This window comes from Aliiroseovarius halocynthiae, from assembly GCF_007004645.1.
Classification (GTDB): Bacteria; Pseudomonadota; Alphaproteobacteria; order Rhodobacterales; family Rhodobacteraceae; genus Aliiroseovarius; species Aliiroseovarius halocynthiae.
On record NZ_ML660025.1, the window covers coordinates 97,666 to 122,707 of the forward strand.

Annotated in this window: 21 protein-coding genes and 1 tRNA gene; 10 read left to right on the plus strand and 12 right to left on the minus strand. The window is 55.3% G+C overall.

Translation table 11 applies throughout. The features are described 5' to 3' along the window. Nucleotides 1-110: 110 nt before the first annotated feature. A complete protein-coding gene (locus FIL88_RS14460) occupies nucleotides 111-3,194 on the plus strand; it encodes a valine--tRNA ligase (RefSeq protein WP_142854589.1) in 3,084 nt (1,027 codons plus the stop codon). Between the two features lie 42 nt (nucleotides 3,195-3,236). Here FIL88_RS14460 and FIL88_RS14465 read toward each other — a convergent pair whose 3' ends face one another. Beyond that, nucleotides 3,237-3,413 (minus strand): twin-arginine translocation signal domain-containing protein, encoded by a 177-nt coding sequence (locus FIL88_RS14465; RefSeq protein ID WP_142854590.1) that lies wholly within the window; start codon nucleotides 3,411-3,413, stop codon nucleotides 3,237-3,239. Between the two features lie 96 nt (nucleotides 3,414-3,509). Between FIL88_RS14465 and FIL88_RS14470 the strand changes: the two genes are divergently transcribed. After that, a complete protein-coding gene (locus FIL88_RS14470; protein WP_142854591.1) occupies nucleotides 3,510-4,622 on the plus strand; it encodes a pyridoxal phosphate-dependent aminotransferase in 1,113 nt (370 codons plus the stop codon). On the opposite strand, the gene FIL88_RS14475 is transcribed toward FIL88_RS14470, so the two are convergent. Next, nucleotides 4,619-5,818, minus strand: coding sequence for a pyridoxal-phosphate-dependent aminotransferase family protein (locus FIL88_RS14475; protein ID WP_142854611.1), 1,200 nt, complete (start codon nucleotides 5,816-5,818; stop codon nucleotides 4,619-4,621). The genes FIL88_RS14470 and FIL88_RS14475 overlap by 4 nt on opposite strands. Nucleotides 5,819-5,987: 169 nt before the next feature. Between FIL88_RS14475 and FIL88_RS14480 the strand changes: the two genes are divergently transcribed. Genes FIL88_RS14480 through ygfZ form a run of 3 tightly spaced genes read left to right on the plus strand, consistent with a single transcriptional unit; the run spans nucleotide 5,988 to nucleotide 9,322 of the window. Next, nucleotides 5,988-6,671 (plus strand): fused DSP-PTPase phosphatase/NAD kinase-like protein, encoded by a 684-nt coding sequence (locus FIL88_RS14480; protein WP_185960966.1) that lies wholly within the window; start codon nucleotides 5,988-5,990, stop codon nucleotides 6,669-6,671. Further along, on the plus strand, nucleotides 6,671-8,560 hold the full coding sequence (locus FIL88_RS14485) for an ABC transporter ATP-binding protein (RefSeq protein WP_246066737.1): 1,890 nt from the start codon (nucleotides 6,671-6,673) through the stop codon (nucleotides 8,558-8,560). The genes FIL88_RS14480 and FIL88_RS14485 overlap by 1 nt, the downstream gene beginning before the upstream one ends. Nucleotides 8,561-8,584: 24 nt before the next feature. Continuing rightward, a complete protein-coding gene (gene ygfZ, locus FIL88_RS14490; RefSeq protein ID WP_142854593.1) occupies nucleotides 8,585-9,322 on the plus strand; it encodes a CAF17-like 4Fe-4S cluster assembly/insertion protein YgfZ in 738 nt (245 codons plus the stop codon). 41 nt (nucleotides 9,323-9,363) lie between these two features. On the opposite strand, the gene FIL88_RS14495 is transcribed toward ygfZ, so the two are convergent. Together FIL88_RS14495 and efp are read right to left on the minus strand one after the other, a co-directional pair. Next, a complete protein-coding gene (locus FIL88_RS14495) occupies nucleotides 9,364-9,909 on the minus strand; it encodes a pseudouridine synthase (protein WP_142854594.1) in 546 nt (181 codons plus the stop codon). 63 nt (nucleotides 9,910-9,972) lie between these two features. Further along, entirely contained in the window at nucleotides 9,973-10,536 is a 564-nt protein-coding gene (gene efp / locus FIL88_RS14500; protein WP_142854595.1) for an elongation factor P, read from the minus strand. A gap of 213 nt (nucleotides 10,537-10,749) precedes the next feature. Between efp and FIL88_RS14505 the strand changes: the two genes are divergently transcribed. After that, nucleotides 10,750-11,067 (plus strand): DUF6280 family protein, encoded by a 318-nt coding sequence (locus tag FIL88_RS14505; protein WP_108856960.1) that lies wholly within the window; start codon nucleotides 10,750-10,752, stop codon nucleotides 11,065-11,067. 120 nt (nucleotides 11,068-11,187) lie between these two features. Then, on the plus strand, nucleotides 11,188-12,633 hold the full coding sequence (locus FIL88_RS14510) for a cobyric acid synthase (RefSeq protein WP_142854596.1): 1,446 nt from the start codon (nucleotides 11,188-11,190) through the stop codon (nucleotides 12,631-12,633). Nucleotides 12,634-12,644: 11 nt separating this feature from the next. Here FIL88_RS14510 and FIL88_RS14515 read toward each other — a convergent pair whose 3' ends face one another. The 3 genes from FIL88_RS14515 to FIL88_RS14525 all read right to left on the minus strand — a co-directional run bounded on the left by FIL88_RS14515 (nucleotide 12,645) and on the right by FIL88_RS14525 (nucleotide 15,913). Beyond that, a complete protein-coding gene (locus tag FIL88_RS14515; RefSeq protein WP_142854597.1) occupies nucleotides 12,645-13,649 on the minus strand; it encodes a hypothetical protein in 1,005 nt (334 codons plus the stop codon). Nucleotides 13,650-13,801: 152 nt separating this feature from the next. After that, complete coding sequence (locus tag FIL88_RS14520) at nucleotides 13,802-15,214, minus strand: TolC family outer membrane protein (protein WP_142854598.1); 1,413 nt, start codon at nucleotides 15,212-15,214, stop codon at nucleotides 13,802-13,804. 45 nt (nucleotides 15,215-15,259) lie between these two features. Further along, nucleotides 15,260-15,913, minus strand: a complete 654-nt coding sequence (locus FIL88_RS14525) for a protein-L-isoaspartate O-methyltransferase family protein (protein WP_142854599.1) — start codon at nucleotides 15,911-15,913, stop codon at nucleotides 15,260-15,262. A 188-nt stretch (nucleotides 15,914-16,101) separates the two neighbouring features. Here FIL88_RS14525 and FIL88_RS14530 point away from each other — a divergent pair. Then, a tRNA-Cys gene (locus FIL88_RS14530) sits at nucleotides 16,102-16,175 on the plus strand. Between the two features lie 336 nt (nucleotides 16,176-16,511). Then, complete coding sequence (locus FIL88_RS14535; protein ID WP_142854600.1) at nucleotides 16,512-17,672, plus strand: tyrosine-type recombinase/integrase; 1,161 nt, start codon at nucleotides 16,512-16,514, stop codon at nucleotides 17,670-17,672. A 307-nt stretch (nucleotides 17,673-17,979) separates the two neighbouring features. On the opposite strand, the gene FIL88_RS14540 is transcribed toward FIL88_RS14535, so the two are convergent. The 4 genes from FIL88_RS14540 to FIL88_RS14555 all read right to left on the minus strand — a co-directional run bounded on the left by FIL88_RS14540 (nucleotide 17,980) and on the right by FIL88_RS14555 (nucleotide 23,425). Continuing rightward, on the minus strand, nucleotides 17,980-20,418 hold the full coding sequence (locus FIL88_RS14540; protein WP_142854601.1) for an SIR2 family protein: 2,439 nt from the start codon (nucleotides 20,416-20,418) through the stop codon (nucleotides 17,980-17,982). A 1,136-nt stretch (nucleotides 20,419-21,554) separates the two neighbouring features. After that, the gene (locus FIL88_RS14545; protein ID WP_185960967.1) at nucleotides 21,555-21,959 is read right to left on the minus strand and encodes a YybH family protein; all 405 of its coding nucleotides are present in this window, start codon (nucleotides 21,957-21,959) and stop codon (nucleotides 21,555-21,557) included. Between the two features lie 104 nt (nucleotides 21,960-22,063). Further along, nucleotides 22,064-22,876 (minus strand): RNA polymerase sigma factor, encoded by an 813-nt coding sequence (locus FIL88_RS14550; RefSeq protein ID WP_142854603.1) that lies wholly within the window; start codon nucleotides 22,874-22,876, stop codon nucleotides 22,064-22,066. Nucleotides 22,877-23,059: 183 nt separating this feature from the next. Beyond that, entirely contained in the window at nucleotides 23,060-23,425 is a 366-nt protein-coding gene (locus FIL88_RS14555; RefSeq protein WP_221931163.1) for a DUF1330 domain-containing protein, read from the minus strand. 131 nt (nucleotides 23,426-23,556) lie between these two features. On the opposite strand from FIL88_RS14555, the gene FIL88_RS14560 reads away from it, so the two are divergent. After that, the gene (locus tag FIL88_RS14560) at nucleotides 23,557-24,357 is read left to right on the plus strand and encodes a LysR family transcriptional regulator (RefSeq protein WP_185960968.1); all 801 of its coding nucleotides are present in this window, start codon (nucleotides 23,557-23,559) and stop codon (nucleotides 24,355-24,357) included. Between the two features lie 255 nt (nucleotides 24,358-24,612). Here the strand turns inward: FIL88_RS14560 and FIL88_RS14565 are convergent. Then, on the minus strand, nucleotides 24,613-25,042 hold a 430-nt coding region (locus FIL88_RS14565), incomplete at its 5' end, for a transposase (protein WP_142854605.1).

Sequence of the window (25,042 nt, forward strand, 5' to 3'; positions counted from 1 at the left end):
CCCCGTCGGGCATTTTTGTCATTCCCTTGTTTGGCGGGGCAAGCCGGGGTTTCCCTTTGCCGCCCACTTGGGTAAACGGACGTGAATTCAGATGATCTGGGACGACCACCATGGCCATGGACAAGACCTTCGACGCAAGCGCTTCAGAAGCGCGGATTTACGAAAAATGGGAAAGCTCGGGCGCTTTCAAGGCGGGCGCGAATGCCAAGCCGGGGGCAGACAGCTTCACCATCATGATCCCGCCCCCCAACGTGACTGGCGCACTGCATCTGGGCCACGCGTTCAACAACACGCTGCAGGACATCCTGATCCGTTGGCACCGCATGCGCGGCTTTGACACGCTGTGGCAGCCCGGTCAGGACCACGCGGGCATCGCCACCCAGCTTCAGGTCGAAAAGATGCTGGCAGAAACTCAGCAGCCCGGTCGACGTGAACTGGGCCGCGAGAAGTTTCTGGAAAAGGTCTGGGAATGGAAGGGCGAATACGGCTCGACCATCATTGAACAGCTGAAACGTCTGGGGTCCACCTGCGACTGGTCGCGCAACGCCTTCACCATGGCGGGCGCACCCGGCGATCCGCGCACGGGTCACGAGAACTCGGCCAACTTCCATGACGCCGTTCTGAAGGTCTTCGTCGATATGTACGACAAGGGGCTGATTTATCGCGGCAAGCGTCTGGTCAACTGGGACCCGCATTTCGAAACCGCGATTTCCGATCTTGAAGTCGAGAACATCGAAACCCCTGGCCATATGTGGCATTTCAAATACCCGCTGGCGGGCGGGGCAACCTATACCTATGTCGAAAAAGACGAGGACGGGAATGTCACGCTTAGCGAGACGCGTGATTACATCTCGATCGCGACGACCCGCCCTGAAACCATGCTGGGCGATGGCGCGGTTGCTGTGCACCCGGATGACGAACGCTATGCGCCCATCGTGGGCAAGCTGTGCGAAATCCCTGTGGGTCCGAAAGAGCATCGCCGCCTGATCCCGATCATAACGGATGAATATCCCGATATGAACTTTGGATCCGGTGCGGTGAAGATCACCGGCGCGCATGACTTCAACGACTATCAGGTCGCCAAGCGCGGCGGCATCCCGATGTATTCGCTGATGGACACCCGTGGCGCAATGCGTGCGGATGGTCGTCCCTATGCGGAAGAGGCCGAGATTGCCCAGCGCATTGCCAATGGCGAAGAGGATTTCGACGAGGCGAAGATCGCCGCAATGAACCTTGTCCCGGACGAATATCGTGGGCTGGATCGTTTCGAGGCCCGCAAGCTGGTGGTTGACCAGATCACCGCCGAGGGTCTGGCCGTGATGCATGACGTCACGCGGGTTCAGAAGGACGAGGACGGGAACGAGACCCAAATCACCGAGACCGTGCCTTACGTCGAAAACAAGCCGATCATGCAGCCCTTCGGTGACCGCTCGAACGTCGTGATCGAGCCGATGCTGACCGACCAGTGGTTCGTGGACGCCGAGAAGATCGCCGGCCCAGCGCTGGATGCCGTGCGGAACGGTGACGTGAAAATCCTACCCGAAAGCGGCGAGAAGACCTTCTATCATTGGCTGGAAAACATCGAGCCGTGGTGTATTTCCCGACAGCTCTGGTGGGGGCATCAGGTGCCGGTTTGGTATGGGCCGCCTATCATGAAGGACCACTCGATCGAGGACTCCACGGCATACTTCCATCCAGACAACACTCTCGTGGAGCGCAAATCTTTCTGCGCTGCAAGCGAAGAAGAAGCGTTTACACAAGCCAAAGCCTACTACGCTGAAGGATTGGGGTACGATGTCGACATTGTGGACATCGAAAACTACGATTCTCAGGCCACAGGTGGTTGGAGTCGGGACAGCGACGGTAATATTACCGAGATCGCAATCGCACGCGACCCCGACGTGCTGGACACGTGGTTCTCGTCGGGCCTCTGGCCCTTTGGCACTCTGGGCTGGCCTCAAAACACAGACGAGCTGAACCGCTTCTTCCCCGGTGACGTGCTGATCACCGGGCAGGACATCCTGTTCTTCTGGGTCGCGCGCATGATGATGATGTCGCAGGCCGTCTGCCAGAAAAACCCGTTCCACACGGTCTATCTGCACGGGCTTGTCCGTGACGAGAAGGGCAAAAAAATGGCCAAGACCACCGGCAACGTGGTCAATCCGCTGGATATCATTGACGAATACGGCGCGGATGCTTTGCGGTTTACCAACACGGCCATGGCCTCGATCGGGGGCGTGTTGAAAATGTCCAAGGATCGGGTGGCTGGATACCGGAATTTCGGCACCAAACTTTGGAATGCTGCAAGATTTGCGGAAATGAACGACTGTAAACCGGTCGCTGATTTCGACCCCACAAGCCCGACGCAGACGGTGAACCGCTGGATTATCTCGGAAACCGCAAAGATCCGCGAAGACGTGGATACGGCGCTGACCGCCTATCGTTTCAATGACGCCGCGCATGGGCTTTACGCATATGTCTGGGGCAAGGTTTGCGACTGGTATGTGGAATTCTCGAAGCCACTTCTGAACTCGGAAGACGAGGCCGTACTGGCCGAGACCCGCGCGACCATGGCATGGGTCATCGACCAGTGTCTGATCATGCTGCACCCGATTATGCCGTTTGTGACAGAAGAGCTGTGGGGCCAGATCGTCGAGCGCCCGAAGATGCTGATCCACGCGGATTGGCCGGAATATGGCGGTGAGCTGTTGGACGAAGACGCCGCGCGCGAGATGAACTGGGTGATTTCGTTGATCGAAAACATCCGCTCTGCCCGTTCGCAGATGCACGTGCCCGCCGGCCTGAAAATCCCAGTGATTCAGCAGGAACTGGACGCGGCTGGCCGCACCGCCTTGGAAAACAACCAAGCGCTGGTGATGCGCATGGCGCGTGTCGACTCGATCACGGAAATGGCCGAGCTGCCCAAGGGCTGCATCACCGTTGCTGTTGCGGGAGGCATCTTCGCGCTTCCGTTGGCCGAGATCATCGACGTAGACGAGGAAATCGCGCGGCTTGAGAAGTCTCTGGGTAAGCTGGCCAAGGAATTGGGCGGGCTGCGCGGGCGTCTGAAGAACCCCAAGTTTGCGGAAAACGCCCCGCCCGAGGTTCTGGCCGAGACGAGGGCGAACCTTGCTGCCCGCGAAGAGGAAGAGGCGACGCTGAACGCCGCACTCGATCGCTTGAAAGAAATCTAAAGGACAGGCCGGGGCGACCCGGCCTTTTCTTTTGCGCGGTGGCTACGGCACCAGCCGCTCAACCGCCCGCATCATGCCCATGGATTTGTCATAGACCAGCGTCAAAACCCGGCGCATCGGCGGGGTTTTGGCGGCTTGCACGGCCACCTGAGGCATCCGCGTCGCGGCCCCCGCAGCGGCGGCGGAGGCAAGGAATGTGCGTCGGTTCATTTGGGGCATACTCGGCCCTCCATTTATTAAGAACCATTCTCAACTAAGCATGATCTACGCGATTTCAACCTTGCCCGCCCGCGCCCGCCCTGCTCTAACGCGCATATGACCAAGACCTATGCCCGCCTGACCCCGCTTGCCGACAGCCTTCCCGCCACCGTGCCCTTCGTTGGCCCCGAAACGCAGGAACGCAGCCGAGGCCACGCCTTTGCCGCGCGGCTGGGGGCGAATGAAAACACCTTTGGCCCCTCACCCAAGGCAATCGCGGCGATGTCCAATGCTGCAACTGATGTCTGGATGTATGGAGACCCCGAAAACTTTGATCTGCGCCATGCTCTGGCGGCGCATCATGGCATTGCCCCTGAAAACATTCTGGTCGGCGAAGGGATCGACGGAATTCTAGGTTATTTGGGCAGGCTTCTGATCGAACCGGGCGATAAAGTGGTGACCTCGCAGGGCGCCTATCCAACATTTAATTATCACGTGGCCGGATTTGGCGGAGTGCTGGGAACAGTGCCCTATATAGACGATCACGAAGACCCAAATGCCTTGATCGCCAAAGCGGCAGAGGTGGGCGCAAAGCTGGTTTATATCGCCAACCCGGACAACCCGATGGGCACATGGCATAGTGCCGACACCATCCAGCGCATGATCGATGCGGTGCCTGATGGCTGTCTGTTGGTGCTGGACGAAGCCTATATCGAATTCGCCCCCGAGGGCACGGCGCCGACCCTGAACATAGAAGACCCGCGTGTGATCCGAATGCGCACCTTCTCAAAGGCTTACGGGATGGCTGGCGCACGCGTTGGTTATGCCATCGCACAAGCCGAACTCATCACCGCCTTCAACAAGATCCGAAATCATTTCGGCATGTGCCGGATCAGTCAGGCAGGCGCTTTGGCGGCTTTGGATGATCAGCCGTATTTAGCAGAAGTGGTGCAGAATGTGGCTGGCGCACGAGCGCGCATTGACCAGATTGCGCGCGACAATGGGTTAAGCACTCTGCCCTCGGCCACCAATTTCGTGGCCGTAGATTGCGGCCGGGATGCCGGTTTTGCCAAGGCCGTCCTGGATCAGTTGATCGCGCTGGACGTATTTGTACGCATGCCGTTTGCGCCCCCGCAAAACCGCTGCATCCGCATTTCAGCAGGGCGCCCGGACGAGCTGGACATCTTCGCCTCGGCCCTTCCCAAAGCGCTGGCGGCGGCGCGGGTCTAAGCCTCGGCAATCACCTTGGCTGCTGCGGGCAGTGCCCCGTCTCCGTGCGGGATGCCAAGCGCGATCAGCCCCGACTGAATGGCGGATAGTGCCCCCATCACCATTGGCGCGTTCACATGCCCCATATGCCCCAGACGAAAGAACCCGTCGCCCTTGGGGTCGTCAGGCGTGGACATGCCAAGGCCAATCCCAAGGGTCACGCCCATCTTCTGCTCGGTCCAGTCCCGCAGCGCAGTGCCATACGGCGCGCCGACATGCAGGGATGTCACAGCGGTCGAGCGCAACGCAGGATCGGCCACATTCATCTGAAGCGGGCCATCAGCGGCCCATATGTCAAATGCCGCCCAAATCGCCTGGGCAAGGTGGGCGTGACGGGCCCAGACCGCCTCGATCCCACCTTCTTCGGCGATCATCGCCAATGACTCGCGCAGGCCATACAGGTGGTGCGTGGGCGCGGTACCACCAAAATACTGATAGAAGAGGTCTGGATTGGCCCGCGGTGCCCAGTCCCAATATCTCGAGACGCGCGAAAGGTTCGCCTGCACAGCCGCGGCCTTGTCGTTGAAAAACACAAATCCCACACCCGGAGGCACCATCAGCCCTTTTTGCGAGGCGGCAACAGCCACATCCACGCCCCAAGCGTCCATTTCAAACCGGTCGCAGCCCATCGACGCGATGCAATCGACCATCAAAAGCGCAGGATGCCCGGCGGCATTCATCGCCGCCCGCGCAGCCATTACGTCATTCCTGATCGAGGTCGAAGTATCCACATGGGTCAGCAACACGGCTTTCAAATCATGCGTGGTGTCCGCGCGCAGCAGCTCTTCGATCCGCTCTGGATTGACTGGGGCTTGCATGCCGAACTCTTCGATCACAGGCACTATGCCCAATCCGGTTGCCATCTCATGCCAGCCATGACCAAAGCGCCCGGTGCACAGCGACAAAACCTTGCCGCCCGGTGACAAGGTGTTCGATAGCGCCGCTTCCCACGTGCCATGTCCATTGGCAATGTATATTGCCACGTTGTGCTGAGTACGCGCGACGGATCTCAATCCATCGATCAGGCCCGGCATCATGTCCACGACCTCGCCCGCATAGATATTGGGCGCAGCGCGGTGCATCGCCTGCAACACGCGATCGGGCATGACCGAAGGGCCGGGAATGGCCAGATAGGAACGACCGTGGGACAGAGGCATAGGCAGATCTTTCATTTCTCAATCCCCAAGCGGTAAAGCGCGGATATCTTTGCGTCAACGTCGGTGTAAGGGTTGATGTCATGGCCGCCCGCTTGTTTGTGACGCTTGGACAAGCTACATCCCATAGGTGCCCCTTTTGGGCGGAATGTCAAAACTGGACCGGAACAGCATGTTCAAGAGCTTGTATGCCAAGATCAAACAACGCGAACGTGCGTGGAAGCACGGGTTCGGGATGGATATTTCCACACCCGAAGGTCGGCGCGATGCGCGGCGACACAACAACCTTGTGGATCACGCTTTCATTCGTCGGATCTTGCCCAATCGCTATCAGCTTTCTTCTGATGCGTGGCGATCAAACCAGCCTGATCCGGTGCATTTTCCTGCTCTTAAACAGGCTGGGATCAAAACCGTCATCAACCTGCGGGGCGAAGACAAATACTCTTATTACCTGTTCGAAGTCGAAGCGTGTCGCGACTTTAACATGTCGTTGATAAACCACCCACTTTTTGCGCGGGTGTTAGGCACGGCGGACGAGTATCTTGAACTGCTTGACATTATGGAATGCGCCGAAAAACCGTTTCTGATCCACTGCAAATCTGGTGCTGACCGCACCGGGGTCGCTTCGGCGCTGTATCTGCTAGATCAACGTAGCGCGACGCCCGAAGAAGCTTGCGCACAACTGTCGTTGAAATACGCACATCAGCGCTGGTCAAAGGCTGGCATTCTGGATGCAATGATCGAAACCTATGCCGACCACTATCGCCACGATCCAATCTCAATCCGCGACTGGCTGGCGAACTACTATGACCGCGACGCCATTACCCAAGCTTTTCAGGTCAAACGGAAAAAATGATGAACACTGAAACCGCCATCCCCGACCGGAAAGAGATGATCCGCTGGCTATGGACAGGGTATATGCGCGCCTATCGCCTGCCCATGGCACTGGCAATGCTGTTAATGTTGGCAGAGGGCCTAGCACTTGGCGGGCTGAGTTACATGATCAAGCCGATGTTCGATATCGCGTTTTCCTCGGGCCACACGGGGTCAATAATATGGGTCGCAGTGGCGGTTGCCGGCATCTTTATTGTCCGCGCATTTGCCGCCTTCGGACATAAGGTATTGATGGTGCATGTGGGCCAACGGGTTGTGGCCAAGCTACAGTCCAACATGGTGGCGCATTTGCTTACGCTTGACAGCAGCTATTTCCGCGATAACTCGCCAGGTACACTGATGGAACGGGTGCGCGGCGATGCACAGGCCACGGCTGCGCTCTGGGAAGTCGTCCTAGCAGCCTTCGTCCGCGACGTGGTGTCATTGCTGGCACTATTGGGCGTCGCAATGTTCATTGATTGGCTGTGGGTCGTCGTGGCCGTGGCGGCGGCTCCAATTCTGACCTATCCCATGGGCGTTTTGCAAAAACGCGTGCGCAAAACCACTTCAGACAGTCGCACTGCCGCCGCTCAGATTTCGACCCGGCTGGACGAGATTTTCCATGGAATCAATTCGATCAAACTGTCCGGAACAGAGCGCCACGAACAATCGCGCGTGGATCGCGAGATCGGCGTTTTCGCCAAGACGCATTTGCAGAGCCAAGCCAACCAGGGGGCGATTGTTGCTCTGATCGACATCATTGCCGCAATCGGCTTTTTCGGAGTGCTCGTGTATGGCGGGCTGCAGATCAATGCCGGTGTCAAAACCGTTGGTGAGTTTATGAGCTTCTTCACCGCCATGGCATTGGTCTTCGACCCGTTACGCAATCTGGGCAGGGTCTCGGGCGGGTGGCAAGCGGCGATGGCCAGCCTGACACGCATCCGTGATGTATTCGCCCAGCGCCCGACCATCTTATCACCGGCAACGCCAGCGGCGCTGCCTGCCAACGCCAGCAATGCCGATATCGTTTTGAAAGACGTCAAGTTTTCCTATGGCGAGACCCCCATCTTGCACAGCGCTACCTTCACGGCAGAAGCGGGAAAGACCACGGCTCTGGTCGGAGCCTCTGGCGCAGGGAAAAGCACCGTATTTAATCTGTTAACACGCTTGGCAGATGCCAAAACCGGAGAGGTTTCAATCGGCGGCGCAGATGTAACGTCTCTGCCGCTGAACCAGTTGCGCGGGTTGTTCTCGGTCGTCAGTCAGGAAGCGCTGCTTTTTGACGAAAGCCTGCGCGACAATATCCTGATGGGCCGCGAGGGCGTGGATGAGGCAACCCTGAAACACGCGTTGGACACAGCGCATGTCGCCGACTTCCTGCCCCGTCTGGAAAACGGGCTGGACAGCCAAGCGGGACCGCGAGGGTCGAATTTATCCGGTGGGCAGCGGCAGCGGATCGCCATTGCACGCGCTGTGTTGCGCGATGCCCCGGTTCTGCTGCTGGACGAGGCGACATCAGCTTTGGACACGAAGTCAGAAAAGCTGGTGCAAAAGGCTCTGGATGCTCTCTCTAAGGGGCGTACAACGTTGGTCATAGCACATCGATTGTCCACCGTGCGCGACGCCGACAAGATTGTCGTGATGGATCAGGGTCGCGTTATCGATCAGGGCACACATGACGAACTTTTGGCGCGCGGCGGCCTGTATGCTCAGCTGTATAATCTGCAATTTCAGGATAGTAGCGGCAACGCAACTGACCCTGTATCCACGCGCAAAGGGAAGGTCTATCTTCCCAAAGAAACCAAGGAACCACCCCGTTGGTCGTTCCGTGGCATTCTGTCGGGCGGCTTGTGGCGCAAGCGCAAAGACTAACCTTTGGAAACACATGAGAGCAAGATGACAGATCGCACGGTATTAAAGGTATCAGGCAAGGATCGCGAAAGCTTTCTGCAGGGGCTCGTGTCAAACGACGTGAAAGGTCTGAAGGACGGGATGGTCTATGCCGCCCTTCTAACGCCACAAGGTAAATATCTGGCCGATTTTCTGCTGATCCCAGGCAAGGGCTCTATTCTGATCGACGTGGCAACGGATCTGGCACGTTCGCTGGCGCAGCGTCTGACGATGTACAAGCTTCGTGCAGACGTCGCGATCGAAATCACTGACGTCGTCTCGCCTGCACGTGGCTTGGGCGACGCCCCCGAAGGCGCCTTTGCGGACCCGCGTCACCCAGATTTGGGCTGGCGCGCCTATGACGGGCGCGACAGCGAGTCGGGCGTCGATTGGGATGCCATTCGCGTGGCGCACTGCATCCCCGAAACGGGCATTGAACTGACCCAAGACAGCTATCTGCTGGAAGCTGGATTCGAACGTCTGCACGGCGTCGATTTCCGAAAGGGCTGCTATGTCGGCCAAGAGGTCACCGCACGCATGAAACACAAGACCAAGTTGAAAAAGGGGTTGGCCACGGTCGCAATCAGCGGTGCGGCCCCGGTCGGCACTGCCATTACGCGTGACGGAAAAACGGTGGGCACGTTGTTCACCCAAGCAGGCGGAAAGGCCATAGCCTATTTGCGATTTGACCGCGCAGGGCCTGGCATGGAGGCCGAAGGCGCCCTGATCAACTGGCCGGCATAAGGGGGCGCTGCCCCGGGATATTTCAGACAAGAAAAAGCGGGCTAGGCGTAACGCCATTTGCCGTGACCGATGCCGTCCAACGTATATGCGCCAACGCCATAGCGGATGAGGCGCAGGGTTGGATGCCCCACAGCGGCGGTCATACGGCGGACCTGTCGATTTTTGCCTTCGGTAATTTTTAGTTCGATCCAGCAGTCAGGCACAGATTTGCGCACCCGAATAGGTGGCGTCCGCATCCAAAGGTCAGCGGGTTCGTCGATAACACGCGCTTTGGCAGGGCGGGTGCGCCCATCTTTCAGATCAACTCCATCGCGCAAGGCCTGCAAGGCGGCCTCGTCTGGGATGCCTTCGATCTGCACCCAATAGGTTTTTGCAAGCTTGTGCTTTGGATTTGCAAGTTTTGCCTGAAGCTTGCCGTCATCTGTCAGCACCAAAAGCCCTTCGCTGTCGCGGTCCAGTCGGCCAGCAGCGTAGACGCCCGGCAGGTCGATGTAATCGGACAGGGTTTGGCGATCGCTGCCCACGTTCCCCTTATCGGTGAATTGCGACAGCACATTGAACGGTTTGTTGAAAAGGATCGTGGTCATGTGGCCTCATGAAAAAGGGCAGAGCGCACGCCCTGCCCTTCTCAAAACAGCTGCGGATGCGGATTACGCGCGCTCGGAATATTCCATGGTTTCGGTATTCACCACGATGGCTTCCCCCTGCCCCACAAATGGGGGCACAGTGATACGCACGCCATTGTCCAAAAGCGCGGGCTTGAAGCTGTTGGCGGCGGTCTGACCTTTCACGACCGGCTCGGTCTCTTCAATAACGCAGGTTACTTTCTGCGGCAGGGACGCGTTCAATGCCTCGGCCTCGTAGAACTCGACAACGATGGTCATACCGTCCTGCAAAAACGGGCGGCGTTCGCCCAACAGGTCGGCAGGGATCTGGTTCTGTTCATAGGTTTCTGTGTCCATGAAGATCAGCATGCCGTCATCTTCATACAGGAACTGCTGGTCTTTTTGCTCCAAGCGCACACGTTCGACCTTGTCGGCCGAGCGGAAGCGTTCGTTCAGCTTGGAGCCATTGCGCAGGTTCTTCAGCTCGACCTGAGCAAATGCGCCGCCTTTCCCTGGCTTCACGTGGTCCACTTTTACCGCGGCCCATAGTCCATCATTATGTTCCAGCACATTGCCGGGGCGAATTTCGTTTCCGTTGATCTTGGGCATATCCTGAAACCTTCACAAAAGGTTGAAATCTCTTGGCCCGACCCTATATCTTGCGGGCTTGCTTGTGGCAAGCACAGGCAGAACGGCCAAATGTAACAGCTATGCGACAGACGCATGGCAGCCATGTGACTCGAGGGATACCGAATCACTCAGAAAACGCCATATTGGCCGCTACGCCAAAAACCGCAAGAGCAAGAATAACAAAGGACGACCATGCTGGACTCCGTAGACGGTACCGCTTTCAATAACGAACAAGGCAACCGCGCGCGCAAGCTTTTCGCTGCTGTCGTGCTGGCCGCTTTGGACGACGCCATTGCTGATGACAAAAAATACGGTAATGGCCCCGATCAGATCGCCCGCTGGGCCCGTTCGCGCGACGGGCGCGAAGTGTTGAGCTGTGCAGGCATTGACCCGAACGAGCGTGTCGTGAGCGGGCTGATGGACTTTGTCTCGAAGGGCATCCGTACCTCGGTGGCGCTAAGCCGCGAGGAAAGCGAGCGTCGCAACGCCGCGACCGCAGAAGCCGCATAACGCGCACCGCAAGAATACTCCACGAAATGCGCGTCCCATAAGGGCGCGTTTTTCGTTTCAAGCCTGTTCCATGTCGGAACAGGGCTGGAGCGAGCTTTGAAAAGCGCCTAAGTCTTGGCCATGACCAAGGCGATAATGATACAGGGCGCGGGCTCGAATGTTGGGAAATCTCTGCTGGTGGCGGGGATCGCACGCGCGGCGGTGAAACGTGGGCTGAATGTGGCCCCGTTCAAGCCACAAAACATGTCGAACAACGCAGCTGTCACCGTGGATGGTGGCGAGATCGGGCGCGCGCAGGCCTTGCAAGCACACGCCTGTGGGCTGGATCCGATTGTCGACATGAACCCGGTTCTTCTGAAACCCGAGACCGACACAGGCGCGCAGGTCGTCGTTCAGGGCAAGCGTTTTGCCACCATGAAGGCGCGTGACTATGGCAAAGCCAAGGCCGAATTGATGCCGCGCGTGCTCGAGAGCTTTCACCGTTTGGGCGAGACCCGCGATCTGGTGTTGGTCGAAGGCGCGGGCAGCCCTGCCGAGGTCAATCTGCGCAAGGGCGACATCGCCAATATGGGCTTTGCTGAAGCCGCTGATCTGCCGGTCGTGCTGGCGGGTGACATTGATCGGGGTGGCGTGATTGCTCAGTTGGTGGGCACGCACGCCGTGCTGCCTGACGAAGACCGTGCGCGGATAAAAGCTTTTCTAGTCAACAAGTTTCGCGGCGATCCCACTTTGTTTGCCGATGGCGCAGCCGAGATCGCCCGCCTGACCGGCTGGCATGATCTGGGAACCCTGCCTTGGTTCGTGGATGCGTGGCGCCTGCCCGCCGAGGATGTGATGGACATCACGACCCGCAAAGGCGGTGCTTTTAAGATCGCCGTTCCGCGCCTGAATCGGATTGCAAATTTCGACGATCTGGATCCACTGGTGAATGAACCCGACGTCACGGTCGAGATCATCGAACCCGGACGCCCCCTGCCCGGCGACGCGGATCTGGTGCTGATCCCCGGCTCAAAATCCACGATCGCCGATCTGGCAGATTTCCAAGCGCAGGGCTGGGACATCGACCTGACAGCCCATATCCGGCGCGGTGGCCATGTGCTGGGCATTTGTGGCGGCTATCAGATGCTTGGGACCACGATCATTGATGCGGACGGCATTGAAGGCCCCGCAGGCCAAGTGACTGGGCTGGGACATCTGGATGTTGTCACGCATCTTGAGCCGCGCAAGACGCTGGCGCTGACACAGGCGACCCATTTGGCGTCCGCAGAGCCGGTCGAAGGGTACGAGATCCATCTGGGGCGCACGGAAGGCCCGGATTGCGCCAAAGCATGGCTGTCAGTCGGGGGACGCCATGAAGGGGCCAGCAGCGCTGATGGCCGCATTCAAGGGTGCTATCTGCATGGATTGTTCGCCGCAGACGGATTTCGACGTCATTTCCTGAAGGGCTTGGGCGCGCAGGTATCCGATGTCAGCTTTGACACCCAGATTGAGACCAGTCTGGACGCACTTGCCGACCATCTTGAGGCGCATCTGGATCTGGATAGATTGCTGGCGCTGGCGCGTTAAGCGCCCCGCTTTTAGTCAAACTTTTCCAACGACAACGCGCGTGTCACTTCGCGACGCACCATACGACGCACAGCCTGCGTGATCTTCTCGCCGATTTCGCCCTTCAGCTCTTCCCGCACGATACGTGCGACAAGTTCTTGTAGGTGACCTTCATCGATAAATTCGAAATCGTCATCGAAAATCTCAGCAGCAGGGGCTTTTCCAACGGGTGCCACGACACCGTCGATGTCATCACTCTCTTGGGACGGAGCCTCATCCTCATTCTCAGCCAACTTCTCAGCGGCCTCTTCCGATGCATCGACGTCACCTTCGGCATGCTCAGTCGATGGCTCGCAGACTTCGTTTTTATCAACCTCGTCCAAATCAGACTCAGCCATCTCACCTTCGACTGCAGAAATCGTTTGCTGAATTTCAGCAGTGGTCTGCACGTCACCGTCGCTCAATTCATCCTCTGCAACAGTCGACTCATCTTCGGCTGCCTCGCCGGCGACCATCGAAAGGTCGTCATCTGCATCCTCGATGCTATCACTCATCGAACGGCGATTGTGCAGGAAGGCAACTTGAGCGCTTTCGCCCATGGCGTCCGCTTCCCAGTTATCTTCGACGTCCGCCTGGCTATCCGAAAGCGCAATCGGCATGTCGGCATCGCTGTGGTGACCTTCCTCGAAGGTGAGGGGATCCAACGATACATCTACGACCGGGGCGTCATCATCAGGCAGCGCAGAATCTTCAACATCCGCGTTGGCCTCGACGGTGTCTAATTCTGCTAGGTCCAACTTTTCAACAGGAATATCACGCGCACCGACAGGCTGCGAGGGCTTACCCTCGGCGTCAGTGTTAGCGGGTTCAGCCAGATCCCCTTCGAACACACGGAAAGCAGATGTCAGAAGCAGCTTGTTGCCATCCTCATCCACAGGCTCGAACGTTTCTTTGGAATCAGGCTTCCCCGCAGAGATCAGACGTCGGATCGAAGACAGCACGTCTTCAATTTCTGCATTCGAGACCGGATCCGACATAGATAACTTCCTGTACAACTTCAGTAATTCGCCGGCGCTCCGACACATTTAAAGTACAGATTAGCCGGATTCGCCTCGGCCAGACAACAGCCAGACGTGGAAAGCTGCAAATGCAATGCACTTAATGCGCCACACTCGCCCTTAAGTTGTGTTTATTTCTTGCCCAGCGCTTCCAAAACAAGGTCCAAGCGCTCTCCCTGAGGGCTAACCTGGCGAATCGGTGCGGATTGGACAGCGTTATAGTAAGCCTCGGGATCATAGGTGACGACGCCGAGGTTCAGGTGCTCAGCCGTTAAAAGGCCCATGGCAGACAGCAATGAATACACCGCAAGATACTGGTTCGACTGAGCGGTGATGCGCGCAGCCTCAGCGTTCAGCAGCTCTTGTTCAGCATTCAGAACGTCCAGCGTGGTTCGCGACCCAAGCGAGGCTTCCTCGCGGGCGCCACGCAAGGCAACGCGGCTGGCGCGGATCTGACGATCTGTTGCCTGCAGCGAAGCAGATGCAATGGCCAATTGTGCCCACGCATTGGCCACGCCCTGATCCACAGCGATGCGGGTCTGATGCAAACCTGCACGAGCCGCTTCGGACTGAGCAATCGCTTTGCGATATTCAGCAGACAGGCGGCCACCGGCATAGATGGTACCTTGTAGCGTCACGCCCACCGAATGTTCAAAGCCGTCCACCATAATCTGATTGGTCGAACCGCTTGCGGGGCGACGCCCCCAGCTTGACTGTGCCTGCCCCGAAATCGAAGGCTTCATGCCGTCTTTCGAAATGGCAACGCCAAGGTCCGCAGCCGTCACATTATGCTGTGCCGCCAAAATTTCAGGGTGACGATCGCGCGCAATGGCCTGAGCAGCCTCGACCGTTTTAGCGGTCATGGGCGGTGCTGGCGGCGCGGTCAACGTGTGGGGATAGCCCCCGGTCACGGCTTTGTATTCTTCGCGGGCAATCTCAAGATTACCACGTGCCGAAGCTTCGTTGGCACGGGCAGCGGCCAGACGAGCGCGGGCCAGCGCAACGTCAGTCTGGGTCACCTCGCCCACCTCGAACCGGTCGTTCGCGGCACGCAGTTCCTGGGTCAAAACCCGCACCGAATTGCTTTGCAGCTGAGCATTTTCAACCGCAGAGCGCACATTCAGATATGCTTGCACGGCGCGCAACAGAACTTGCTGCTCGACCCCGACAAGACTGTCATGTGTGGCCAGAACCAGTTGCTTTTGTAACTCGATCGCTTTCTTGCTGCGCCCAAAATCAAAGATCAGAATATTCGCGGTCAAGGATGCAGACGTGCTCCAACCGGCGGAGTTAGGCGCGGTAGTATCCCGATCAGCAAACGACTGGCTGAGCGCATAGGTCAATGTGGGACGCAACGCCGACCGGGCAATCGCCACGTCTTCGTCTGCAGCACGCAACGTCGCGCGATTTTGCTCTAGCAGCCCAGAATTCTTGTATGCAGACGCCATGGCGTCCGACAGGCTTTCTGCGAATGCCGTGGGAGCCGTCACAAGGGCACAGGCCGCGGCCATTCCCATCAGCTTTGATTTGAACCCAATACGCATGACACTCTCCTGCCTCTTCAGACTTTGACGGGCTTATCCCGTTGATTACAGCGCAAACACGCGCGCGGCTTCGAAACCAGACACAACAGGAGCACCAGCCGAGAAGCTGGGGCGCCAGACCATGTCGCCATCGATCTTATACCCGATTTTCACCGTTCCCAACATCCCCTCGGCGAAGATGCAGGCAATGCGTCCGCCGTCCTTCAGTTGGTCCAGCAAAGCAGCAGGCACAGTTTCAACTGCACCTTGCACAATGATAACGTCATAGGGACCGTTCTTTTGACTTCCTTCAGCAAGTGGACCGGCCACGACGGCCACGTTGTCCACACCCTGAGCCGATAGTATCTCCTGAGCCTCGTTCGCACGATCCTCGCTATCTTCCACAGCAATCACAAAATCGGACATGCGCGCCAAGATTGCAGCGCTGTAACCCAACCCGCACCCCAGATCCAAAACCAGCTCGCTCGGTTGCACGCTCAACGCATCCAGCATCTTAGCCAGCGTGCGCGGTTCAAGCATCACACGCCCCTCGCCCAAGTCAAGGTTCTCACCCACATAAGCTGCCTCGCGCTTCCCGTCAGGAACGAACTCTTCGCGCGCGACGGTTAGCATTGCATCAATGATTGGGAACTTCGTAACATCCGAAGGGCGCACCTGAGTGTCCACCATCATGGTACGGCGTGCGGCGAAATCTGTCATGGCTGGCCTATATTCTGAAGTCGTTGATTTCTATTGCCACAGTTAGGCCCGCATCCGCAATCCTGCAAGGCAGTCCGCTCGGATTAGTGCCCAGATCCGACATTTTATCGCAATATCACTCTTCTGCCCATTAAACCGGGCTGGACATCCCCCCAAGATTGGCGCTAGAGAACCCTCACACCACGGATGGCGAGTTGGCGGAGTGGTGACGCAGCGGATTGCAAATCCGTGTACACCGGTTCGATTCCGGTACTCGCCTCCACCTTTCACCACAAATCAATGACTTAGCCGAAACATCATCGGGAGAATGTCATTTTCTCTTGCGATTCTAGTAGCTTGAAGCGCAAATTCTCCCACACCGCTCAGGTGATTGTGGGAAATCTGTGGGCATTTTTAGCCATGCCCACGCCACTCTCAGACGGTGTCAATATCAAACAGGCACCCAAAAAGTCACCAATTCTAGAATGACACTATTTCTATCGAAATCCGGTCACTTACGCTTACGTGGACTCCCTTATAACTATATGTTTTTATTAAATAAGAGGCCTCTGCAACTGAAATACAGACGGGGAGTTCCCCGTCATGCGGAGGAGCCAAAATGGCACGTTTGTACAAGAGAACGAAGACCCTGAAAGGGAAAGAAGCCACGTACTATGTAGTGCGCTTCAAGGATCAAGACGGCAAACTGAGAGATCGTCAGTTCACACGTCGATACGAAGCTGACGCCTTCATTGAAGAAGTGGCTGAACTAGTCAGACAAAAAGCGTTCTCGGTTACTGCGACCATGCCATTTAGAGACCTTGCCGAAAAGTTTCTTGAAGCGTCTGCAATCGGACGGAACGGTCGAAAACCACTCGTGCGTAGAACGATCTACTCCTATCGCATGTATCTGAACAAATACTTGCTCCCGCGCATTGGAGACACACCCATTAATCAACTCAACCGAGCGGCACTCAACGAACTAGTCCAAGAACTGATTATGGACACGAACAAGCGTGCGACTGCTCGACATGCTTTTGCCGTCGTCAAGGTATGTCTCACTTATGCCACCGAAATGGACTACCTACCGAGCCATGCCGCCAGAGGTATCGTCGTTCAGGAAGACCCATCAGAGTACGTGGACAAAGATGGCTCCGGTACTGAGGAAGAACGCTTTGCCGTGCCAACACGAGGAGAAATCAGGAAAATACTTAAAACGGCAAAAGAGAGAAGGGACACGTATCCGCACAAACAGGTACGCGACGCGTGGAAGCGTTTCTATCCAATGATCATGTTCCTAGCTTTGACAGGCGTTCGCTCCTCTGAGATGCGAGCCGTCCGCTGGAGCGACATTGATTGGATTGAAAGGAAGGTGCGGATTAGGCGCTCAGCAGACGGGGAAACTTGCGAAATTGGACCTTTGAAGTCGAGGCATGCAAGACGAGATGTCCCCCTCCCAGAACCCTTGTATCAAGAATTACTGGCGATCCGGCGGGATGACAGCTCACTTATTTTTGGTGGGCCGAAGACCGGTCGCCCCCCAACACACTCCACGATCTCGTTTAGGCACTGGCACCCATTGCTCGAAGAAGCCGGAGTCAAAAAGTATGGGTTGCACGCCCTTCGTCACTATTACGCCACTCAGCTTCTATCTAGCAATGTAGACCTGTTATCTGTGAAGAGATGGATGGGCCACCACTCAGCCGCGTTTACGATTGACCGCTATGGCCACTATATCAAAGAGAACGCCACAAAGAGAATTCAGAAAGTGAAGTTCTAGCGACTGTGGTTGAAGCATCTGGATTTCGTACGAGCTCGAACTCGCAGTTTCCTCTGCCCCCATGTAACCTAACATTCATGGAGGAGCGTAAGTTATCTGGTGCAGGCACCTTAGGGTAGCCATCAGTACATGGGGGGGGGGACGGAAAGCGGACTTTCGCCGCGCTTAAGACGAGCGGCAGAGATGGGCATATAGCGACATTTGCATAGTCACACGGTAGGCCCAAAGCAGCCATTTACGACTATCTGCGATATCCCTTTTCGGCTCTCGAAAAACATTCGTTCGCGCATTCTTAGGAACATCCTTTTCATACCATTTCTTCAATAACGTCCATCTCATGGGCACTGGAGTTCCCCGGTGAAATCCGTCTTTCAAACCGTTGTATCATTCGAGTGATATCTGGGTCACCAACCTCTTTCTCAGCAACTTTCATTGCCTCCAGAGCATCATCGATAAACGAAACTTCTCCGGAAACGCGATATAGCTCCAAGGATACATCTGCGTAAAGTTGAAGGTTCTGACGATTATAGGGATCTCTCGTAAGAATACCCAACGATGATGTGAATGCGTCATTCAGCATTGTTGCCTTATCGTCGAGCATCAATCCCACTGTGCCAATTGCGCGCTCGATTAACAGACGAACCCGATATCTGCGAACTGGTCCGTCTGCTCCCAAGTCATTTTCGAAGATTCTGATTTCAGCTTCTGCATCAGGGAAGTGGCCATTGCGAATTAGGTTATTGATAAGGCGGTGCCTTGGCACTCTTTCTCTTGGAGCCATTGAGATCATTATCCTAAGAAGTTCATTCTGCGATGAAACTTCCGAAATGCGTGACAGCCCTCCTTCAAAACTACAAAGCTGCCGAAGCGTTCTGATTTCAATATCGTATGACGGTGAAATGTTAGTGATCACTTGTTTAAGCAATCCAAACATTTCTTCCTGCCCGCTGAACTTGTGTTTCGAAATTATCTCGGAAATTACAGGATGCCTCCCGCTCCAACCGTAGATGCTTTCTCTGCGGTCAATTAGATATTCATCAACGAGGCCCTCAAGGTTTTCGAGAACCAACCCAATGTCTTGTGCCGTAATTTGAAGTAGTCGCACCACAAGTTGGCGGTGAACTCTGACACCGAAGCTCTCTAAGGCACAAATAATCTTATATACTGACTGGTACTCCGAACTGATGCTCGAAAACTCTCGCAGTATGATTGTGTCAAAACTATCATTTGCGAAAATGTTCTTCATACAAACAAAAAAATCTTTGTTGCACCTTTCTACAAGTCGGCGCTTACGTTCTTGGCGGGTAAACCCTCTGAAGCTCTGATCGACCAACTTGGCAACTTCCGGAACACCTTCTACCAATGATAAAAGGCTACTGATTTCAGATGGTACAAGCTTAGATAGTTCTAGAAGCTCTAGTGATTTGAAAAGGTTAGCGGTCTTAACCCGTGGATTCCAATGGTTCTTTGCAGATGTTAGAATGAGACGTAACCGCTTTGAGCCATCCTCGTTGAGAAAGTTGATTAAATTGTTGATTTGATGAAGGCTAAGATGTGCATCATCCAACACCAGTACAGCATCACGCTGGCTTTCGTCTAACGCCTTAGCGACCGATCGCCATTCATCCGCAATGAACTCCCGATCTGGATTATGCTCCCAGCCCAGAAAGCCTTTTCCCACAAGGTCAAATGCAATTTGCCTTGCCAACGATGTTTTCCCAACACCGCTAGCTCCTAGTATAACGGAAAATTGCACTTTATTTTGCAGTTTATCAGTTACTCTTTCTTTATCGGCTCTGGGAAAAGTGAACCCCGCTCGTATGTCCGCGTAGGACGGAGCGCTTCCTCCAAACATTCTAGCGAAATCTGGTGATACCTGATTTGCCTGATGTTCAATGTCGGTAGTAATGGACCGCAATATAGCGCTTTGAAGCAGGGGGTCATCTGAGGTTTCAAAAACAGGAACTAGCTGATCAGATTGCTTTGCAAGTTCAAAGAAAAACTCGTCAATTCCACCAAATGCAACGTGCAGCCCCCTTTTCTCAAGAAGCATAGCTCGATTTTCGTCCTTGGTGTAAACAAGAAGAAAAATGCGTGCTGACGAATACGACTTCTGGCGAATTTTTATGGCACGCTTTACAAGTTTGTCTAGATCAGGATCAGCTAAAGATTGTCCGATAATAACAACGTCGTGCGAATTTAGATCGTTCTTTAGCCTATCGTAGAGCGCATCACGATAATCCTCCACTGAATCATTATCTTCTTCTGTCAGAACTAACTTGGAGCGATGGCCATCGGAACTATCAAATCCTATCGTGCCATGAATCTTAAGTATTGGTGTGGCAGTTGGAGATATTGGCTCACCAAAATCAAAGTTAGACGAAAATACGCGAATTTCTTTGTTCTTCTTTGTATATGCCCTTTCAACAAGGTCGTCATAGTTTGTTGTGAAGATCGAAACCCAGTCATAGTCAGCTACATTCTGCAGGCCACCAGTTGGTCGTAGCCCTCTAAATTGCTGCCTCACTTGAGCGACTAGTTCTTTGCGGCTCTTCTTGAACTCAAATAATGAGCACAGCTCTGCAAAGCTATAGGCACCAGGTTTTTCACCAATTTGTGGAGCCAGGTGCTCACACAAAGCCGATACGCTTGGAGCGCCAGAAGGTAGCGATGCACCCGCCCCGAATACTAGAACAGTATTGCTTGGATTTAATTCAGTAACGAGGGAGTCTAATGAGATAGTCATCTTAGCCTTAAAATTGTTAGCGAGGCTTCCGCGTCGCGATATAGTATTTGTTGTCTAGCCCCCCTCAGTAAGGGGCTAACGGCAAATTTGGGATGCTCGAGCCTCACTCCTCACGCCCCCCTAAATCAGCCCCAAGTAGAAATCGGACAATGGCCGTAAGTTCGTGTAACGTAAATAGCTTGGGGTTAAATTTTTCGATTTTTCGCATCAAAAACCCACAGTTAACCGACGGGCGCAATGCGATTGTGGCTTCAGCCGGCGAATGTCTGCCTTCACAATAGATCTCGCTCAATTATGTGTGCTTAGGGCTGACGACTGCCGTTAGACGCAAATTGCACGAATGTCTGGTTCGGGCCGAAGTTGAACGCTCTTAGCGCCAGTTCCGCACAGTCGTCATCCAAATTTTGATCCACTTTTTTTTGCGCAAGTATTACTTACACTTTGAGATAGCTCCAAGAAATGAAGGCATGTGGGAAAAGTGTGGGACAAGACGTCGAATCACAGCGCAAGTCTTTGTGATTGATTTATTTTCTCAAAATTTCCGTATAGTTGCAAATCCGTGTACACCGGTTCGATTCCGGCACTCGCCTCCAATAAAATCAATGACTTACCCGGATTATCTCTGCTATACACGAATTTCAAACACGGATATTTGAAATTATTGTCCTGAGCCATCCTTACGGCTCCACACCCAAGCGAAAGCGCATGTACGAGACATTGAGGTGGCTGCCCTACCTTCGCGGGCAATCAAAAGACCAAGGCACAAACTTCTTCAACACCATCTCCACATCGCCGCCGTTCATCTAAAACCAATTAAGGCCTGGAGTGCGGACGTATCCGACATTCGATTTTGCAGTTTTGCTGATGCAGTATCGCCTCGCTTGTGCAAAGCGAAATTTGCCACATGCAGCCTATCTCGCGAGAGCGGAAATTGCCGATTATCTTTAGCGGCCTTACCGAAAGAGCACTTTCGCAATGTGCGCTTTGCTCTGACAATCACGAACAAACCAGCCTCTTACTCGTGTGGCCGGTTCTGGCGCTGTTTAAAACTGGGCGCGAGGAAAAGTGTTCTCTGCATTACAACCGACGCCACCGATCCAGCATCGTGGCTCTGGATCGGTGGGATTATGATCTGGTTATTGAGATGCCATTTGCAGCAACCGCCCGCCATGCGGGTTGTCAATCACCATCTTCCAGCTGCCATCGAGCTGTCTGCGCAAAATCGCCACCGAAAGGCCCGATTGCGCGATGGTCTGACCATCTGGCGTAACCCCGGTCATAGTCCAAGGGGCGATGTGCATGGCAATATCCCCTCTGACAATGACATCGTGCCCCTGCGCGTAGTCAAATACCGGGTTAATCATCGACATGTTCCGAAACATTTCTTCGAGCTGTGCAGCGTCAGAAATCGGGGCGTCCGGGTCGAAAACAACAGTTGCGCCGGGTTCATAGGCCGACATCACTGTGGCGATGTCCTTGTTTTGAAACGCCTCGGTCATGGTTTCGACAGCTAGTAGCGCGTTCGTTTGATCAAGTGTCATATTATGGTCCTCTGCATTTGAAGGATTGGGGGTGACGAGGGCGAGCGTCATCAGCCACGCGGCTGCGTGTTTCATTGAATGTTCCTTTTGTTGTTGGTGGTAGGTTAGAGTTCGTGCCTATTCGTCAGGCTCAGCACCCGAGCGCGAAAGTCACCGGGAACGCGGAGATCTCCGGTGGCGCGCTGCAACTTTATAGCTCGCACATCCTTTCCGACCTGCGCGGCCAAGGTGCGGACTCTAGAAAAATCCGGCGCGTCGGACAGGTCTGCTGATGGTAATTCTCCGATACGTCCCTGTTTCATGGCTGCAGGCAGGCGCTTTCGGCACGAACATGGGGCCTTTGCATTCGCCAACCCGCAACTGGCGGCGGTGAAGTCTTGTACACTTATGCGCGCCCTGGACAGGCGTTTGCGGAAGTTGGCGGGTGAAATATCAAGAATGCTGGCAGCTTCGCTGTGATCCAGTTCCAGAATTTCACCCAGCACATAGGCTGCACGGTGGTCCCGGTCCAGGCACAGCAACATTGCGGTGGTGCATCGGATGCGCAGTTCGTTCAGCATCACATGGTCCTCGGCGGCAGCGGCTTGTTCATCCGCCAGACCATCCAGTAAATCCTCAGAAAACATCTGAAACGACAACCCGGGATCTGCTGCGATGGCTTTTCGGGCCGTCAGCAGATAATTGGTCGCAACCCGATGCGTCCATGTTTCAAATCTACTGTCGCCCTTGAAGGTAGAGAGCTTGGTAACAATGCGGATCAGAATTTCCTGCGTTGCGTCTTGTGCGGCAACGGGATCGGCCAGCATCCGAATGGCCAGCCGGTGCACCCGATCCTGAATGCCAATCACAAGCTGTTCAAGCGCGATCGCTTCGCCAGACTGGGCACGCGCGATCAGGTCGCTGGGAATATCGCTCATGTGCACATCTCCTTATTGGCTGCTGATATAAGGTTAGACAATCGGGCGGGGGGGTGTGTGACAAAGTTTTTGAAATTAATTCTGGGACAGGGTGATTTTGTTCGTGAATGCCCTCTCGGGCTGAAAAATGTCAGCTGTGTTGTAATGCAACGGCGACCCCGAAAATCGGGGCCGCCGCACCTACTACTCAGGCATGACAAATGCTTCTGTTGCAACAATGTTGTTCAGGCTTGTCGTTGCATCGCGAAACGGGCGCGCAGCCTGATACTCGGGGGAGGCATACCAAGTATCAAGCGCCTCGCGGTTTTCGAATTCGAGAACCACCGTATGGTTTCCGGCCCATTGCCCTTCCAGAACCGTCGCACCGGGGCCACCAACAAGAATTTTGGCATTGTGCTCCATCAAGGTTGGCAATGCGACGGAACCGTATTCGCCAATGAACCTGTCCCAGTCATCGACCTGGATTTGTGCGATGAAGTAAGCAGGATCAGCCATGGCCATCATCGGCAGCGACATGGCGGCAACCGCCCCGAGCAAAAAAGACTTCATGTGGTTTCCTTTCGTTGAAGTATTTGTTGACAGCGAAAGGAGTAATCTGTGCAATAACGCCATCATATGCGAAAGATTGCACTTCCATGGGCAGAAATGCACACCACGACATCCCCTGGGCCGAATTGCCGGTGTTTCTGGCACTGGCCCACGAAAAAAGCCTGAGCGGAGCGGCTCGCAGGCTTGGCATTGATCGCACAACCGTTGCGCGCCGCATTGATGCTCTAGAAGCCACAATCGGCCGTCGGTTGTTCGAGCGGCATAGCGGGCAATTTGGCCTGACATTGGTGGGTCGCAAAGCCTTCGCCGCCGCAGAGCGCGCCAATCAAGAGTTGACGTTCTTTGGTTCTCTGCAAGGCCGGGAAAGTCACCCACATGGCAAGGTCCGATTGTCACTGCCGGCGCATCTCGCGTTCACACTTGCCGAACATCTTACGCGATTTCAGCGCCTTAACCCTGATATCATGCTTGAACTTACCGCGACGGACCGGCAGGCATCCCTTGTGCATCATGAAACCGATGTTGCCGTGAGACTGTCACCAGATGCCCCCAAGGGAATGACAAAGTACAAATTAGGGTCAGTTCAGTTGCAGCTTTATCAAAAAGTGGGAGATGTGCAGGATGGGACCCGTTATATCAGCTTTCCCGGTGCCGATGGCATTGATCGGTACATCAAAAACACCCTGCCGAATGCCGAAATTGTCCTGTCTGTTGATGGCTATGTTGCGATGCGGGAATATATCGCCCGGGGGGCCGGGATTGGCCTGCTGCCGAGCGATTTTGGTGATCAGGATAATCGGCTTTGTGCGGTGTCAGGGCCGCTGTATGATGATGAACTTTCTATCTGGCTGATCTGCCTGCCCGAGCAGCGTCGGTTGTATAGAATTCAGACCCTCATGAGCTTTCTGCGCGCCGAGTTCGCGGCGGGCTGAGTGCGCTTCATTCCTGCGTCGAATTGGCAATGTCATCAGCAGCACCTTGTGCGGCCTCCATGATCTCGGCCTGAAGAGACTGTACGAAATTCTGTGCCCTGACGCGTTTTCTTACGTCATTGGAAAGCGGTCTTCGAACATAATCGCGAACTGGCTCTTTACCGCATGCCATTCACGGACTGATCGCTTCCACTCTTGTGAGGCCTTGTTGCACAAATCGGCTGATGTTCGAGCTTTCCGCTTCCCCGGACGGACTTACTCTATGGGCTCTGTGACGGGTACTCCAAGTGCCGTGTAGCGGTTGAGCACAGCGATACGCACCTGCAACTCGGCGACCTGGCGCTCGAAGTCTTTCGCCATCAGGGATTGGCCGAGCAGCTTGATGCAGTTCATCTTGCTCTCGACACGGCTCCGGCGGTGGTATCCGCTCCACCGTCGCCAGATGGCGCGGCCCAGGTATTTCCGGGTGTCGTAGGCGCCGTCTGCGGTCACCGACGCGATCTCTTCGTCTGCCGGGACTTGGTCGAGAAGGTCGGGCAAGACTGGCGCGTCGCCGATGTTGCTTCCGGTGACCTCGACGGCCCGGACCTCCAGCGTTTCCTCGTCGATGCCGATGTGTATCTTGCGCCAGATACGACGCTTGGAACCACCGTGCTTATGAGCCTCCCCAACTGAACTGGTCCAT